This is a genomic window from Meiothermus sp. (genome assembly GCF_025060375.1).
Lineage (GTDB): Bacteria > Deinococcota > Deinococci > Deinococcales > Thermaceae > Meiothermus.
This window is the reverse complement of the sequence record NZ_JANXCG010000053.1, coordinates 1-15,050: the sequence shown is the minus strand read 5'-3', so window position 1 is coordinate 15,050 and position 15,050 is coordinate 1. Positions and strand designations below refer to the sequence as shown.

Here is a 15,050-nt window from a genome sequence, read left to right as displayed (position 1 = left end):
GTCAGCGCTTTGCTCGCCGTGCTCCCCCCGAATGGGGAAGGACCGGGACGCCCCCCTACAAGGAGGGCTTTGGTTGCTCGGACTGCGGCCGGGTGGAGGCCCGCACCACCAGGGTTGGCTCAAAGCGCTGCACCCTGGGTGCGCCCCTGTAGCCTCGGATGCGCTCCATCAACAGCCGGGCGGCGGCCGCTCCCATAGCCTCGATGGGTTGGGCCAGGGTGGAGAGGCCCCGCACTTCCGTCCAGGGATGGCCGTCAAAACCCAGCAGGCGAACCTCCTGACCGGGTTTTAGGCCTTGCCGCTCAGCCTCCTCCAGGACCCCTAGGGCCAGCAGGTCAGCGCCGGCGAAGATGTTGTAGGGAGGAGGGGCCAGGCGCATGAAGTACTGCAAGGCCAGCCGGCCGCCCTCCGCAGAGAAGCGCGATGTGAAGATGTGGGCCTCGGGAAGGGGGTACCCGACCTCCCTCAGGCCCTCGCGAAAACCATCTACCCGGTCCCGGCCCACGGTGTTGCGCATGATCTCGTCCAGCTCCTCTTGCATCTGGATGGCAAAGAACTGGCCTGGAAACTGGGCCAAATGGGCTGCGGCCATACGTCCGCCCAGGTAGTTGTCGGTGTAGGCTGAATCGTAGTAGGGGCTGTAGGCGTCCACGAGCACCACGGGGCGTTCGGTGGGAAATTTCTGGTTGGGTAAAAGGTAGGCCAGCCCCTGGGAAGCCACCAGGAGCCCGTCGGTTTGATAGGCCAAGGAACGGTTTTCAAGATAGCGGCGCAGACGGGTTGGGGAGAAGATGGGGAAGAGGGCAACCTCGTAGCGCTCCTCGCTCAAAACCTGCTCTATGCCCTCCAGCAGCCGGCTGTAGAACTCTGTGGAGATGACCGGTAGTATCACCGAGACCGTGTAGCTGCGTCCGCCGGCCACCCGTCGGGCGTGGGGGTTGGGGCTGTAGCCCAGGTCAGCCATCACCGAGAGCACCCGATTGCGGGTTTCCGGACGCACAGAAGGGTGGTTGTTGAGCACACGGCTCACCGTTCCGATGCCTACTTGGGCTAGGTGAGCAACTTCGTGAATGGTGGGTTTGCGCTTGGCCACAGGAGGTTTCCTTCCCGAAAGGAGGGCGTTTTTCCAGAGTCTAACACATGGGGAAGAGCGGGGTGCAGGCGTTACTTTGCGTGGGGCTGGCGGGGGGCTGGACCGGCGAACAGGGTTTTGCGCCGTAACCTGTTCTGGCGGCGATTCGTTACCTGTCCGAAGCATGTGAATAACGCTGAGGTTGGGCGTTGGCTCAGTTAAACTCTTGTGGGGGGCAGCGCAGGTGAGGAGGTAGTCTTGCGTGTGGCGATGACAAGCTGGCTGGCGGAGCGGCGGCTCGAAATCGTGGGCGGCCTTTTGCTGCTGGGGGGGTACGGCCTACTCCTCTCTGGCTTCTACCCCTCCTGGAGCGCTCACTTGCTGACCCTGCCTGGCCTCGCTATCCTGGGCTGGAGCCTGGGCTTGGGCGGGGCGGCGCTGCTGGGCTTGATGAGCGTTCCCCTGCAGCTGGTTTTGCCCAGCCTGGGCCAGGCGGTGTGGGACGCGGGGCTCTACAGGGCGGTCTACTTTTTGGCGGGGGCCGGTTTGTTGACCAGCTTGGTTGCCGGTCTGGCCCGGCATTACCATGATCGGCGCTTAGAGGACGCCGACCCCGAGCCACGCCCTGACCGGAACACTGAGCTGACCCTTTTCTCCCGCATGCACGATGGGCTGGCTCAAGACCTCGAGCCGCTGTCCCTGGTTCGTGCGGTGGTGGACACGCTGCACGAGTACCCCCGCTTCGCCAGCATAGGGGTTTACCAGCCCGAAGACGCGGGGCTCCGACTGGTCTATGCCCAAGGCAGGCAGGCTCTACCCACCTATCTTGGTGCCAACCACGAAATTGTCCTGCGTGCGGCCCACAGAGCCGAAGTAGTGGTAACCCGCTCTCCTGAGCGCAGCCGCGGGTTGTCCCTGGTAGAGCGCGGTTGGGTGGCGTTGCCTCTGGTGGCCCGCGGCCGGGTTGAGGGCGTGCTGGTGGCGGTTGCCCTGAGGGAGGTGCACCCCCGCGATGTGCGCTTCTTGGAGGGGGTGGCCGGGCAGCTTAGCCTGGCGCTGGACCGAGCCCAGGCCTACGAGGCTCTGCGGGAGCAGGAAGCGCTGTACCGCACCTTGCTGGAAACGTTGCCCGATGCGGTGGCCCTGCTGGACGGCTCTACCCTGTTGTACCTGAACCCTGCCGGCCTTCGGAGCTTGGGCTACGCGCGCTTGGAAGAGGTGGTGGGTAAGCCTGTGGCCCACTTTGTTCACCCCGACTACCTGCCCAGGGTGGCGGAGCGCATCCAGCGCATCCTTGCAGGGCAGGGCGATCAACTTGAGGAGATTCGCCTGATTGCTGGGGATGGTCGGGAGCTCGAGGTGGAGGCCTTGGGGGCCTTGGTGCAGTTTGACGGCCAAAAACGGGTTATGATCTCAATTCGCGACATAGCTGAGCGGAAGCGGCAGCAGGCCCGCATTGAGTACCTGGCCTACCATGACCCCCTTACCGGCCTGCCCAATCGGCGCAAGCTCTGGGTTGAGGCTGAGAAAATTTTCGTTACCGACCGGAGAAAGCGCGAAACCCCGGCCCTCATCTACCTTGACTTGGACAACTTTAAGGTCGTGAACGATACCTTGGGGCACTCGGCGGGGGATGAGCTGTTGCGTCAGCTTGCCCAGCGAATTCGCGAGGTCTTGCGGCAGGACGACCTGCTGGTGCGGATGGGGGGGGATGAGTTTGCGGTTCTGCTTCCCTCGGCGGACCGGGACTCTGCCCTGGCGGCGGCCCGGCGCATCAGGAAGGTTTTTGAGCACCCCTTTGCTCTAGGAGACCAGCTCATCTACGCCCAGACCAGCATAGGGTTGGCTCTCTACCCCGAGCATGGCCAGACCCTCGACGCCCTAGCCCGCGCCGCCGATGTGGCCATGTACCAGGCCAAGCAAGCCCGGATGGGCATCGCTGTTTATGACCCGAGCCAGGATATGAACTCTTTGGAGCGCTTGGAGACCATTCAGGAGTTGCGGAAGGCCATCCAGGGGGGTCGGTTTCTAATCCAGTACCAGCCCATCCTGGACATCCAGAGCCGCACGGTGAGCAAGTGGGAGGCCTTGGTGCGCTGGGAGCACCCCACCCGGGGTCTTTTGCACCCTGCGGAGTTTGTTCCCCTAGCCGAAGAAGCGGGGTTGGTGGGAGAGCTGGATCTGGCGGTGCTAAAGCAGGCAGTTCGGCACCAAAAGCAGCTGGGAGGGGAGCTGGCTATCAATTTCTCGGCCTTTACCCTTGCCCATCCCCACTGGGTGCGGGAGGTGGTGCGTGCGATGGTGGAGGAGAACCTGCAGCCGGGGTTCTTGTGGCTCGAGATAACCGAGTCAGCTTTACTGCCTGAGCGCCAGAAGTGGCTGGGGGGCTTGGTGGCTTTGCGCGGTTTGGGCATCCAGGTGGCCCTGGACGACTTTGGGATGGGGTATTCCTCGCTGGCCCACCTGAAGCAGGTACCGGTGGACCTCATCAAGATTGACCGGAGCTTCGTGGAGGGGATTGGCCGCGATCCGGCTTCGGAGGAGATTTTGAGGGCTGTGCTTCACCTAGCCCAGGCTTTTGGCTTGAAGACCCTGGCTGAGGGAGTGGAGAGCGAAGGGCAGCTTGACTGGTTGACCCGCCACGGGTGCCACTACGCCCAGGGGTACCACATCGGTCCTCCGATGCCGCTGGAGGAGGCCTTTGGAATGCGTCGGCTAGCCTAGCCTTTGCCAGGTGGCCCCCCTCTCTGAGGGGGCTCTTGAATATTTTATCGCTGGGTTGTATATATTCTACATGGAGGCGGAGGCTCGAACGTCTTGACACGGCGTGGGCGGAATTTTATATTCCCAGTAAGTAAAACCCCAATCGCTCAAGGTTAAGTCCGCTCCGGTGAGGGCGCGAACCTTCTTAGGGAGGTCCACCAAGAAGGTTTTTTCGCTTTTTGCAGATGCAAATAGGTGCGGTTTTCGATAAGGAGGCAGTGTGCAGCAGGTTATAAAGCCCGAGGAAGTGCTGAAGGAGTACCACCCGCCCCTCACCGACCACGAAGCCCTTGTTGAGGCCCACCGGTGCCTTTACTGTTACGATGCGCCTTGTACCCATGCCTGCCCTACCCATATTGATATCCCCAAGTTCATCAAAAAAATCGCCAGCGGCAATCTAGTGGGTTCGGCCCGGACGATTTTGGAGGCCAACCTGATGGGGGCTACCTGTGCGCGGGTCTGTCCGGTAGAGGAGCTTTGCGAGGGTGCTTGCGTCTTGAACGCCGAGGGGAAGCCCATCATGATTGGTCGCCTGCAGCGCTACGCCACCGATTATGTCTACGGGCGGGGCATGGATGTTTTCAGCCCAGGCCCACCCACAGGCAAGCGGGTGGCAGTAATAGGGGCCGGGCCCGCAGGCCTGACCTGCGCTGGGGAGCTGGCCAAGCTGGGGCACAGCGTAACCGTGTTTGAAAAGCGGGAACTTCCGGGTGGGCTTTCCACCTACGGCATCATCGCGCTGCGGGAGCCAGTGGAGGTGGCCTTAGCCGAGGTGGAGATGGTGAGGCGGCTGGGGGTGGAGATCAGGACCCAGATGGAACTGGGCCGCAACCTGTCCTGGGAGGAAGTGCGGGCGGGCTTCGATGCGGTTTTCCTGAGTGTGGGCCTGGGGACGGTGCCCGCCTTGGAGATACCTGGCGAGGAGCATGTTCTGGATGGTCTGGAGTTCATCGAAGCTTCCAAGATGAACCCCCACAGCCTGAAGGTGGGGCGGGAGGTGGTGGTGGTTGGTGCGGGCAACACGGCCATGGACTGTGCGACCATTGCCAAGCGCCTGGGGGCCGAGCGGGTCACGGTGGTTTACCGCCGCACCGAGCGGGAGATGACGGCCTACGATTTTGAGTACCGCTTTGTGAAGAACGAAGGGGTGGAGTTCCGCTTCCTGGCCCAGCCGGTGGAGGTACTCTCCGAAAACGGGCAGGTGGTGGGCCTGAAGTGTGTGCGGATGTCCCTGGGTGCGCCGGATGCCTCGGGCCGGCCCGCCCCAGAACCGGTGCCGGGTTCAGAGTTTGTGATTCCCTGCGACCAGGTGGTCAAGGCCATCGGGCAGGAAAAACCCTGGGTGGCCCAGATGCTGGGCCTCGAGACCGAAAAGGGCTTTATCAAGGTGAACCAAGACTACGAGACCAGCCTGCCGGGGGTTTATGCCGGGGGGGATTGCATACGGGCTAGGGGCTCGGCTTCTACAGTGATGGCTGTGCAGGATGGGAAGCTGGCGGCTTTTGCGATTCACAGACGGTTTGCGCAAAGTCTGGGTGCGGCAGCGGACGACTAGAAAGGAGAGGGAGGATGGCTGATCTGTCCATTAACTTCGCTGGAATAAAGTCCCCTAACCCCTTTTGGCTGGCCTCGGCTCCCCCCACCAACTCTGCCGCCCAGGTGCACCGGGCCTTTGAGGCGGGCTGGGGCGGGGCGGTCTGGAAGACCATCGGGGCCCCGGTGCTGAACGTCTCCAACCGCTATGGGGCCTGGCACTACGGGAGCCAGAGGATGCTGGCCATCAACAACGTGGAGCTGATTTCAGACCGGCCTTTGGAGGTTAACCTAAAGGAGATTCGCGACGTCAAGCGGCACTGGCCTGACCGGGCGCTCATCGTGTCGGCCATGGTGGAGTCCAAGCCCGAAGCCTGGCGGGATATCGTCATGCGCATTGAGGACACCGGGGCCGACGGCATCGAGCTCAACTACGGCTGCCCCCACGGCATGAGCGAGCGGGGGATGGGCAGTGCGGTGGGCCAGGTGCCCTCCTACTGCCAGATGATTACCTCCTGGGTCACCGAGGTGGCCAAAATTCCGGTCATCGTCAAGCTCACCCCCAACGTGGCCTCGGTGGTGCCCCCAGCCCGGGCCGCCCTAGCCGCGGGGGCCAATGGCCTTTCCCTCATCAACACCATCAACTCCATCATCGGGGTCGACCTAGACACCTTTGAACTCATCCCCAACATCGGGGGCAAGGGGGGCCATGGGGGGTATGCGGGCCCAGCGGTTAAACCCATTGCCCTCAACCTGCTCTCCTCCCTGGGGGTGGACGAGGAGGTGAAGCGCTACGGGGTGCCCATCTCCGGCATGGGCGGCATCACTACCTGGCGCGACGCCGCCGAGTTCTTGCTTCTGGGGGCCACCAGCTTGCAGGTCTGCACCGCGGTGATGCATTACGGCTTCCGCATCATTGAGGACCTGGTGGACGGCCTGAACGCTTGGATGGACGCTAAAGGCTTCAAGACCATCGCTGAGGTGGTGGGCAAGAGCCTCCACCGCATCTCCGACTTCAACGACTTTGACCTCTCCTTCCGCGCGGTGGCCCGCATCAACCCGGACAAGTGCATCAAGTGCAACCTTTGCTACGTGGCCTGCAACGATAGCGCCCACCAGTGCATTGACCTGGTGGACGCCCAGGGCCAGGTGGTGCCGCCCTACCGCTACGACGCGCACGCCAACGGCAAGCACGAGGCTGTGAGCACCCGCCCCCAACCGGTGGTGCGGGAGGAAGACTGTGTGGGCTGCCGGCTCTGCCACAATGTCTGCCCGGTGGAGGGCTGTATCGAGATGGTAGAGGTGCCCTCGGGACGGGCCAGCGTTACCTGGCGCGAGCTGATGCAGACCCGGCCCGAGGTGACAGAGGACTGGGCGGCGATGGAACGCTACCGCAAGGAGGTGGGGATTGAAATTCACTAGGGGGCTCGAGGAGGTCCTGCCTTGGCGCGGGGTTCAGTTGTGCATATTTATAACCCGCTGCGCAGCTAGGAGGGTGCGATGGGACTGCTGATCAAGAACGGCGAAATCATCACCGCCGACAGCCGCTACAAGGCCGACATCTACGCGGAGGGGGAGACCATCACCCGGATTGGCTCAGGCCTCGAGGCTCCCCCAGGAACAGAGGTGATTGACGCCACGGGCAAGTACGTCTTCCCAGGCTTTATAGACCCCCACGTGCACATCTACCTCCCCTTCATGGCTACTTTTGCCAAGGATACCCACGAGACCGGCTCCAAGGCGGCCCTGATGGGGGGCACCACCACCTACATCGAGATGTGCTGCCCCAGCCGCAACGACGATGCGCTGGAGGGCTACCACCTGTGGAAGAGCAAGGCCGAGGGAAATAGCTACTGCGACTACACCTTCCACATGGCCGTCTCCAAGTTTGACCCCAAAACCGAAGGGGAGCTGCGGGAGATTGTGGCCGATGGCATTAATTCCTTCAAGATTTTCCTCTCCTACAAAAACTTCTTTGGGGTGGACGACGGTGAGATGTACGACACCCTGCGGCTTGCCAAGGAGCTCGGGGTGATCGTGACCGCCCACTGCGAGAACGCTGAACTGGTGGGCCGTCTGCAGCAAAAGCTTTTATCCGAGGGCAAGACCGGCCCCGAGTGGCATGAGCCCAGCCGCCCGGAGTCGGTGGAGGCCGAGGGGACGAGCCGCTTCGCCACCTTCCTGGAGAACACCGGGGCCACCGGCTACGTGGTCCATCTCTCCTGCAAGCCCGCGCTGGATGCGGCCATGGCAGCTAAGGCCAGGGGCGTGCCGATCTATGTCGAGTCGGTCATACCGCACTTCCTCCTGGACAAAACCTACGCCGAGCAGGGCGGGGTGGAGGCCATGAAGTACATCATGTCACCTCCCTTGCGCGATAAGCGCAACCAGAGGGTTCTTTGGGATGCGCTGGCCCAGGGCTTTATCGACACCGTGGGCACCGACCACTGCCCCTTCGACACCGAGCAGAAGTTGCTGGGCAAGGATGCTTTTACCGCGATTCCCAACGGTATCCCGGCCATCGAGGACCGGGTGAACCTGCTCTACACCTATGGGGTGAGCCGGGGAAACCTGGACATCCACCGCTTTGTGGACGCGGCCAGCACCAAGCCGGCCAAAATCTTCGGGCTTTTCCCAAGGAAGGGCACCATCGCGGTGGGCGCGGATGCTGACCTGGTGGTCTATGACCCCAGCTACCGGGGGGTTATCTCGGTCAAGACCCAGCACGTGAACAACGACTACAACGCCTTTGAGGGCTTCGAGATCGATGGCCGGCCCAGCGTGGTTACGGTTCGAGGCCGGGTGATGGTGCGCGACGGGCAGTTTGTAGGGGAGAGGGGTTGGGGGCGCTTCCTAAAGCGGGAACCGATGTACTTCGGGTGAGTTGGGCATTGGTGGGACCTGGGGCTCGAGGTTGCAAGGGAACAGGTTATGGTGGGTGGCATGGCGCAGGTCAATCCGGCTTCTTCTCCTGGGATGGGGCAGGCTTCCTCGTCTATTGTTTCAGTTCGGAACGTCTCGATGGTCTTTCCCAACGGGACCGTGGCGCTCAAGGAGGCCAACCTCGAGGTGGCCCCGGGCGAGTTCATAAGCCTTATTGGCCCTTCAGGTTGCGGCAAGACCACCTTACTCCGCCTTCTGGCTGATCTCATCAAGCCCACCGCGGGCACCATCTACATCGGGGGCAAAACCCCCGAGGAAGCTCGCAAGGCCCGGGCCTACGGCTATGTGTTCCAGGCCCCCACCCTAATGGAGTGGCGCACGGTGCTGGCCAACGTGATGCTGCCCTTGGAGATTATGGGCTTCCCTCCTGCCGAGCGCAAGGCCAGGGCCGAGCGGATGCTCGAGCTGGTGGGTTTGGAAAGGTTTGCCCGCCACTACCCCTGGCAGCTTTCGGGGGGGATGCAGCAGCGGGTCTCCATTGCCCGGGCCCTGGCCTTCGACCCCCACCTCCTCTTCATGGACGAGCCCTTTGGGGCCCTGGATGAAATCACCCGCGAGAACCTGAACCTGGAGCTCCTCAGGCTCTGGCGGGAGACGGGCAAGACCGTAATCTTCGTGACCCACTCCATCCCCGAGGCGGTCTTCCTCTCGACCCGCATCGTGGTCATGACCCCCCGCCCAGGCAAGATCGAGGCCATCATCCCAGTTGATCTGCCCCAGCCCCGCAGCTTCGAAACCCGCGAGCTGCCGGAGTTTTTCCGCCTTGCCACCGAGGTGCGCGAGGCCCTACGCAGGGGACACGGCTACGAGGTGGCTGAGTGATGCGCTTCTCGCCGAATCTTGTTCCTATGCTGGTGGTGGCGCTGGTGGTGCTGGCCCTGTACTGGCCTATTATGTATTTGGTTAATATCCCAGCGGCCCAGCGGGCTTTGGATACGGGGGCGGCTTTGCCGTGCAAGACGGCCTTTGAGTGCGCCAGTCAGCTTCGTAGCCCGGTTCTACCCTCTCCCCAGCAGCTTTGGGATGGCTTCCTAAGCCTGATGTTCCCCCTAAACTCCCCCAACGCCATCCCTCTAAACGCGGCGGTAACTGCCCTGGAGACCCTGGTGGGCCTGTTGCTGGCCGCGGCCGTAGGCCTTTTCTTCGCGGTGGGGATGGTGGCCTCGCGGGCCTTTGAGCGGGCGCTTTTGCCCTGGATTGTGGCTTCCCAGACCGTGCCCATCATCGCCATCGCCCCCATGCTGGTGGTGGTGCTGGGGCAGTACGGGGTGCAGGGCTGGCTGCCCAAGGCCATCATCGCCGCTTACATCGCTTTTTTCCCCATTACCATCGGGGTAGCCAAGGGGCTGCAGAGCCCCGACCCGCTGGCTTTAGACCTCTTCAGGACCTACAATGCTAGCCCTTGGCAGACCTACCTGCGGCTCCGCCTTCCCGCCTCGGTGCCCTACCTCTTCACTGCCCTCAAGGTAGCCATGACCGCGGCCCTCATAGGGGCGATTGTGGCTGAGATTTCCACCATCAGCTTCCAGGGCATCGGCAAGATGCTGGCCGAGAACTCCCGGGCCTCGGACGTGGTGGCGATGTGGGTAATTATGTTTGCCTCGGCCGCACTGGGCATTCTCTTGGTGGCGGCGGTGGGCTGGCTCGAGCGCCTGCTCACCCCCTGGCGGCAGGCCCAAGTCGCCCCCAGGTCAAAGGCTCCACCGGCTAGGCAGGAGGTACGCGCGTGAAGGGTTGGGGCCTGCTGACCACGGGCTTTGCCCTGCAGATTGCCTTTATTGTGCGCTGGTGGGAAGAGAGTGAGGTGGCCCCCCTGGGCCTTCGCCTTTCCATCGGTCTGGGGGTGTTGCTTTCTGCGGTAGGGCTGGCTCAGGTGGCCGGTCGGTTGGCCCATACCCGGAATCCGTTGTTGGGCTTTACCCCGGCTGCCCTCACCCTGCTGGCCCTGCTGGTTGCCGCGGAGGCCTTGCTCCGGGCTTACCAAGTACCCCCGGGCCTCGTCCCTACCCCCACTCGGGTCCTGGCTACCCTTTACACAGTTCGGGATGTGCTTTTGCAGGATGCCTACCAAACCGTGCTCAAAGAAGCCCTGGTGGGCTACCTGATAGGGTGCAGCCTGGGTGTGCTGACCGCCTTTTTGGTGAGCCGGTACCTGTTTTTGGAGCGGGGCTTCCTACCTTATGCCACCCTTTTTAGCAGTATTCCCATCGTGGCCCTGGCGCCGGTGCTGGTCAAAATGGTGGGGATTGACTGGCCCTCCAAGGCGGCAATATGTGCCATCACAGTCTACTTTCCGGTGGTGGTCAACACTTTTCGGGGCCTAACCGAGGTGAGCCCCATATCGCTTGACCTGATGCGCTCTTACGCCGCCAGCGAGATGCAGCAGTACCGCTGGCTAAGGCTTCCCAATGCGCTGCCCTTTATTTTCAACGCTCTGAAGCTGGGTACTACCCTAGCCATGATTGGAGCCATTGTGGGCGAGTTTTTTGGAGCCAATGGGCAGGGGTTGGGGTTTCGCATTCAGATCGAGGCGGGTCGGTTTGGCTTTGATATCGTGTGGGCGGCCATTATCGTTGCTTCAGCAGCAGGAATCGTCTGGTACGGCCTGGTGACCTGGGTGGAGCGCAGGCTCACTGGGTGGCACGTTTCGTTCCGCAGGGGCTAACGAGGAGGGACTATGCCCGCAGGTTAGATGAGTGTTGGGGGAGTCAGGGTTTGAGCGGTGTCTGAAGGTGTAGCAGAAGGAGGTATCCCATGAAAAAGTGGTCGGTCTTTGCGGTGTTGGCGTTGTTTGTGCTGGGGTCGCTGGCGGGTGCCCAGCAGAATCTCGTCAAGGTAAACCTACAGCTCAAATGGTTCCCACAAGCCCAGTTTGCTGGGTTTTTTGTGGCCAAAGAGCGGGGTTTTTACCGGGCTCAGGGGCTGGATGTTACCCTCCTCCCGATTGGGGACCAGTCGCCTATCCAGATGGTACAGTCTGGGGCAGCCGACTTTGGCACCACCTGGATTGCCGACCTCCTTACCGCGAGGGAGCGGGGCATTCCGGTGGTGCACATTGCCCAGATATTCCAGCGCTCGGGCTTTACCTTGGTGGCGCTCAAGTCTACGGGAATCAAGGACATCTGCCGGGATATGAAGGGCAAAAGCGTAGGGGTCTGGCCTTCGGGCAACGAGTACCCGGCGGTGGCCCTCTTCCGCAAGTGCGGCCTGACCAGCTCGCTTGATCCCCGCGCCACCAACCCAGACGTTACCGCGGTGACCTATCCCTTTGACCCGGCTTTGGTCTTCCCGGATAAGGTGCAGCTGGTTTCGGCGATGATCTACAACGAGGTCAACCAAATTGCTGGGCTGGGCTACGACGAGAGCAAGGTGGATATCTTCAAGCTGGCTGACCTGGGCATCAACTTGTTGGAAGACCTGCTCTTTACCACCGAGCGGGTGCTCAACAACCGCAACTTCAAGGGCTCGGGCCTCACCGGCCGGCAGGTGGCGGCGCGCCTCATCAGGGCCACCTTGCAGGGGTGGAACTGGGCGGTGGCCAACCAGGCTGAAACGGTGGAGAAGTACGTGCTTCCGGTCTGCGGAAACACCTGCAAGGGCTCGGGCACCCGTGCAGATGCCAAGGAGCACCAGACCTGGCAGATGGCTGAGGTTGCCAAGCTCTACAACGCCGGGGCGACCACCAAGGGTTGGGCTGGCTTCCTGGTGCCCGCCGATTACCAGGCCTCAGTGCGGCTCCTGCGGGAGCAGGGCATTCTGACCAGAGACCCGCCTGCGGCCACAGTGGACTACGGCCCTTGGGAGCTGGCCACGGGTAAGCGGGCCAGGGACTGGAGGTAGAAATGAGGATTGCCGGCTTGGCCTTGGTGGGAAACGGCCTGCTCCCCACTTAGGCCAAGCGGGCAGGCCGGGAGGTGGCTGTGCTCAATCCTGAGCGAACGCTGGCCGAGTTGAAGGAGCTACGCGACCTGACTGCTGATGAGAATGGGGCCTGGCGGGTGGCCTGGACGGATACCTGGCTCAAGGCGCGGGCGTGGTTCAACGAGAAGCTGCGGGGCTTACCGGTAGAACAGCACTACGACGCTGCGGGCAACAACTGGGTTACCCTAAAAGGCGAGAGCGAGAGGGCCCTTTTGATTGGGGGCCACTTGGACTCGGTGCCGGGTGGGGGCTGGTTGGATGGGTGTTTGAATGTGCTGGCTGGCCTCGAGGTTCTGCGCAGGATTGCCGAGGAGTACGACGGCAGGCCTCCCGTTACCGTACGTCTGGTGGACTGGGCCGACGAGGAGGGAGCCCGCTTTGGCCGAAGCCTTCTGGGTTCTTCGGCCTTCTCAGGTACGCTCGAGCCCGAAGCTGAAAAAGACCGCACCGACAAGGACGGGATTCGCCTGGAGGACGCGCTCAGGCGCTGCGGGGTGGAGCTTGGCCGGATGCTGGAGGCGCAAAAAGAGCGGGAGAACGCTGCCGCCTACCTCGAGCTCCACATAGAGCAGGGCCCGGTGCTGCTGGACCTGGGCCTGCCGCTGGGGGTGGTGCTGGGCACCTTTGGGGTGGAGCGCCATGCCATTACCTTCCGTGGTCAGGCTGCCCACTCTGGCTCGACTCCCATGCACAGGCGCAAGGACGCCTTTCTGGCTGCGGCCAAGATGGCCCCAGAGATCTACCACATCACCGACCGCAACGGGGGGGTCTGTACCATTGGGAGCTGCTTGACCAAGCCTGGTATTGTGACCAGCGTGGTGGCCGAGTGCACCATTACCCTGGACCAGCGCCACCTGGATGCCCAGGCCCTGGCCCGGCTCAAGTTTGAGGCCGAGAAGGCCAGCCAGCGCTTTGCCCGCGAGGGAGGCCTGCCGGCGCCCGAGTGGCAGACCATTTGGCGGATTGAGCCTATCCTCTTCCACCCAGAGCTGATCGAGCTTTGTGACGAGGCCATCCGCGAGGTGGCGGGGGTTTCCCACCGTTTGCCCTCTGGGCCGTTGCACGACGCCGCAGAGGTGGCTCGGGCGGGGATTCCCACCGTGATGATGTTTGTACAAAGCCTCCACGGCATCAGCCACAACAAAATTGAGGACACCAGAGAAGAGCACCTGGAAATGGCGGTGCGGGCCTTGGACCGACTGGCCGACAAGGCTATGCGTTGGATACTAAAGCGACACGGTTCCCGTGAAGGGATTATAGGAGCGGATGGGCGTTGTGAGTGATTGGACCTCGGAACAGCGGGGTGCGTCACAGATTGGCGCGCCCGTCCGAATTGCGCCGTGAGCCTGCCCACCCTGCGCCAGATTCTGGAGCTTCCCGCCTTTGCGGGCGCAGAGATTTTGTCGGGCCAGACCAAGCTGGACAGCCACATCACCTGGGTTCACGTGGCCGAGGTGCTGGACGTGGCCCGGCTTTTGTCTGGAGGCGAGCTGGTGCTGTGCACCGGGCTGGAACTCTCCCGCAGCTCGCCTGAGGCCCGCATGGCCTACGTGCGTTCCCTGGCCGAGGCTGGGGTGGGCGGGCTTTGCCTCGAGCTGGTGCGGTGGCTACAGGAAGTGCCCCCGGAGATGCTCCAGACTGCCCGGATGCTGCAGTTCCCCATTTTGGTTTTCCGCACCGAGGTGCGCTTTGCTGAGCTGACCCGCGCGGCCCACGAGCGCATCCTGCGTCCGGCCCCTGGGGAAGAGCCCCTCCTGGAGGCGCTGGTGGAGGCCCTGGTCGAGACCGGGCGGGATAGGCGCTTTGTTGAGCAGCAGCTTGGCGCGGTTTTGCACCTGCCCAGCCGTCCTAAAAGCACCCTTTTGGCAACCCTCGAGGCCCTACTCTCGGCGCAGTTCAACATTGCTGAGGCGGCCCGCAGGCTGGGGGTGCGGCGGCAGAGCGTTTACTATCGGCTGGAGCAGCTGAGGGGCATGCTTGGCGATCTCGAAAGCCTCGAGCGGCGCTTTGGCCTTTGGGTGGCCTTGGAACTGCTCAAGCGAGGAGCCTCTGGATAACGGGGTTGCCCAGCTTGACAGCCCCTTGGCAGTGGTGTAACCTTACGTCTTGGACGAGGTTCTACCCCAAGTCCAGAAGCGCCCCATCGGAACGGCAAGCCGGGCCACCCTAGCTCAACTGGTAGAGCACCCGACTTGTAATCGGAAGGTTGTCGGTTCGATTCCGATGGGTGGCTCCAACAAGGGCAGGTGGCCGAGTGGTTAAAGGCGGCAGACTGTAAATCTGCTCTCTTCGGAGTTCGGAGGTTCGAATCCTCCCCTGCCCACCAAGGCGCTCTATGGGCGCGCCAAGGCTGGTAGCGGTAAGCTATGAGCGGCGCGAGGCGCCCCTGCGGGAATAGCTCAGTTGGTAGAGCATCGGCTTCCCAAGCCGAGGGTCGCGGGTTCGAGTCCCGTTTCCCGCTCCAAGCGCACACAGGCGAGGGGCTGGGGCCCTCCCCAGCCGCCCGCCTTTTCGGAAGCGCTACAGCGCTCTGCTCGGGTAGCTCAGCTGGTAGAGCACACCCTTGGTAAGGGTGAGGTCGTCGGTTCAAGCCCGATCCCGAGCTCCAAGCCCACACCGCCCGTCCACCGCTGCGGGCGGTGTGTTCCTGAGAAAAAGCGGAAGCCAAAGGAGGCAGCTATGGCCAAGGGCGTGTTTGAGCGTACGAAGCCACACGTGAACGTAGGGACGATTGGGCACGTGGACCACGGGAAGACGACGTTGACGGCTGCGATCACGTATGTAGCGGCGGCGGCGAATCCGAACGTGGAGGTGCAGA

At 62.7% G+C, this 15,050-nt stretch carries 12 protein-coding genes and 4 tRNA genes; 15 read left to right on the top strand and 1 reads right to left on the bottom strand.

The genetic code is table 11. From position 1 onward, the window contains the following. Positions 1-55 precede the first annotated feature (55 nt). Complete coding sequence (locus NZ849_RS06670; protein WP_295405550.1) at positions 56-1,093, bottom strand: LacI family DNA-binding transcriptional regulator; 1,038 nt, start codon at positions 1,091-1,093, stop codon at positions 56-58. Positions 1,094-1,342: 249 nt separating this feature from the next. Here NZ849_RS06670 and NZ849_RS06665 point away from each other — a divergent pair, with 249 nt between their 5' ends. The 15 genes from NZ849_RS06665 to NZ849_RS12090 all read left to right on the top strand — a co-directional run. Further along, entirely contained in the window at positions 1,343-3,796 is a 2,454-nt protein-coding gene (locus NZ849_RS06665) for an EAL domain-containing protein (RefSeq protein WP_295405548.1), read from the top strand. A gap of 259 nt (positions 3,797-4,055) precedes the next feature. Further along, positions 4,056-5,390, top strand: coding sequence for an NAD(P)-dependent oxidoreductase (locus NZ849_RS06660; RefSeq protein WP_295405546.1), 1,335 nt, complete (start codon positions 4,056-4,058; stop codon positions 5,388-5,390). Between the two features lie 14 nt (positions 5,391-5,404). Beyond that, positions 5,405-6,790 (top strand): NAD-dependent dihydropyrimidine dehydrogenase subunit PreA, encoded by a 1,386-nt coding sequence (gene preA, locus NZ849_RS06655; protein ID WP_295405544.1) that lies wholly within the window; start codon positions 5,405-5,407, stop codon positions 6,788-6,790. Between the two features lie 78 nt (positions 6,791-6,868). Further along, positions 6,869-8,251, top strand: coding sequence for a dihydropyrimidinase (gene hydA / locus NZ849_RS06650; RefSeq protein WP_295405542.1), 1,383 nt, complete (start codon positions 6,869-6,871; stop codon positions 8,249-8,251). 138 nt (positions 8,252-8,389) lie between these two features. Then, positions 8,390-9,133 carry an ABC transporter ATP-binding protein gene (locus tag NZ849_RS06645; RefSeq protein WP_295405540.1) on the top strand — a complete coding sequence of 248 codons (744 nt, stop codon included), beginning with the start codon at positions 8,390-8,392 and terminating at the stop codon, positions 9,131-9,133. A 26-nt stretch (positions 9,134-9,159) separates the two neighbouring features. Beyond that, positions 9,160-10,041, top strand: a complete 882-nt coding sequence (locus NZ849_RS06640) for an ABC transporter permease (RefSeq protein WP_295405538.1) — start codon at positions 9,160-9,162, stop codon at positions 10,039-10,041. Continuing rightward, positions 10,038-10,976, top strand: a complete 939-nt coding sequence (locus NZ849_RS06635; protein WP_295405536.1) for an ABC transporter permease — start codon at positions 10,038-10,040, stop codon at positions 10,974-10,976. The genes NZ849_RS06640 and NZ849_RS06635 overlap by 4 nt, the downstream gene beginning before the upstream one ends. Before the next feature lie 89 nt (positions 10,977-11,065). After that, positions 11,066-12,151, top strand: a complete 1,086-nt coding sequence (locus NZ849_RS06630) for an ABC transporter substrate-binding protein (protein WP_295405534.1) — start codon at positions 11,066-11,068, stop codon at positions 12,149-12,151. An 80-nt stretch (positions 12,152-12,231) separates the two neighbouring features. Then, positions 12,232-13,515, top strand: coding sequence for a Zn-dependent hydrolase (locus NZ849_RS06625; protein WP_295405532.1), 1,284 nt, complete (start codon positions 12,232-12,234; stop codon positions 13,513-13,515). Positions 13,516-13,572: 57 nt separating this feature from the next. After that, positions 13,573-14,289 (top strand): PucR family transcriptional regulator, encoded by a 717-nt coding sequence (locus tag NZ849_RS06620; RefSeq protein ID WP_295405530.1) that lies wholly within the window; start codon positions 13,573-13,575, stop codon positions 14,287-14,289. A 103-nt stretch (positions 14,290-14,392) separates the two neighbouring features. Further along, positions 14,393-14,468 (top strand) — tRNA-Thr (locus NZ849_RS06615). A 4-nt stretch (positions 14,469-14,472) separates the two neighbouring features. Continuing rightward, positions 14,473-14,558, top strand: a tRNA-Tyr gene (locus NZ849_RS06610). A 62-nt stretch (positions 14,559-14,620) separates the two neighbouring features. Further along, positions 14,621-14,696: transfer RNA gene (locus tag NZ849_RS06605), tRNA-Gly, on the top strand. Between the two features lie 68 nt (positions 14,697-14,764). Further along, a tRNA-Thr gene (locus NZ849_RS06600) sits at positions 14,765-14,840 on the top strand. A 71-nt stretch (positions 14,841-14,911) separates the two neighbouring features. Then, positions 14,912-15,050 (top strand): GTP-binding protein (locus tag NZ849_RS12090; RefSeq protein WP_300967844.1); only part of this gene is annotated, 139 nt, incomplete at its 3' end.

Excerpts from the sequence above, each read along its gene's own strand:
- NZ849_RS06645 (WP_295405540.1), top strand. The coding sequence starts at position 8,390 with ATGGTCTTTCCCAACGGGACCGTGGCGCTCAAGGAGGCCAACCTCGAG.
- NZ849_RS06665 (WP_295405548.1), top strand. The coding sequence starts at position 1,343 with ATGACAAGCTGGCTGGCGGAGCGGCGGCTCGAAATCGTGGGCGGCCTT.
- NZ849_RS06640 (WP_295405538.1), top strand. The coding sequence starts at position 9,160 with ATGCTGGTGGTGGCGCTGGTGGTGCTGGCCCTGTACTGGCCTATTATG.
- preA (WP_295405544.1), top strand. The coding sequence starts at position 5,405 with ATGGCTGATCTGTCCATTAACTTCGCTGGAATAAAGTCCCCTAACCCC.
- NZ849_RS06630 (WP_295405534.1), top strand. The coding sequence starts at position 11,066 with ATGAAAAAGTGGTCGGTCTTTGCGGTGTTGGCGTTGTTTGTGCTGGGG.
- hydA (WP_295405542.1), top strand. The coding sequence starts at position 6,869 with ATGGGACTGCTGATCAAGAACGGCGAAATCATCACCGCCGACAGCCGC.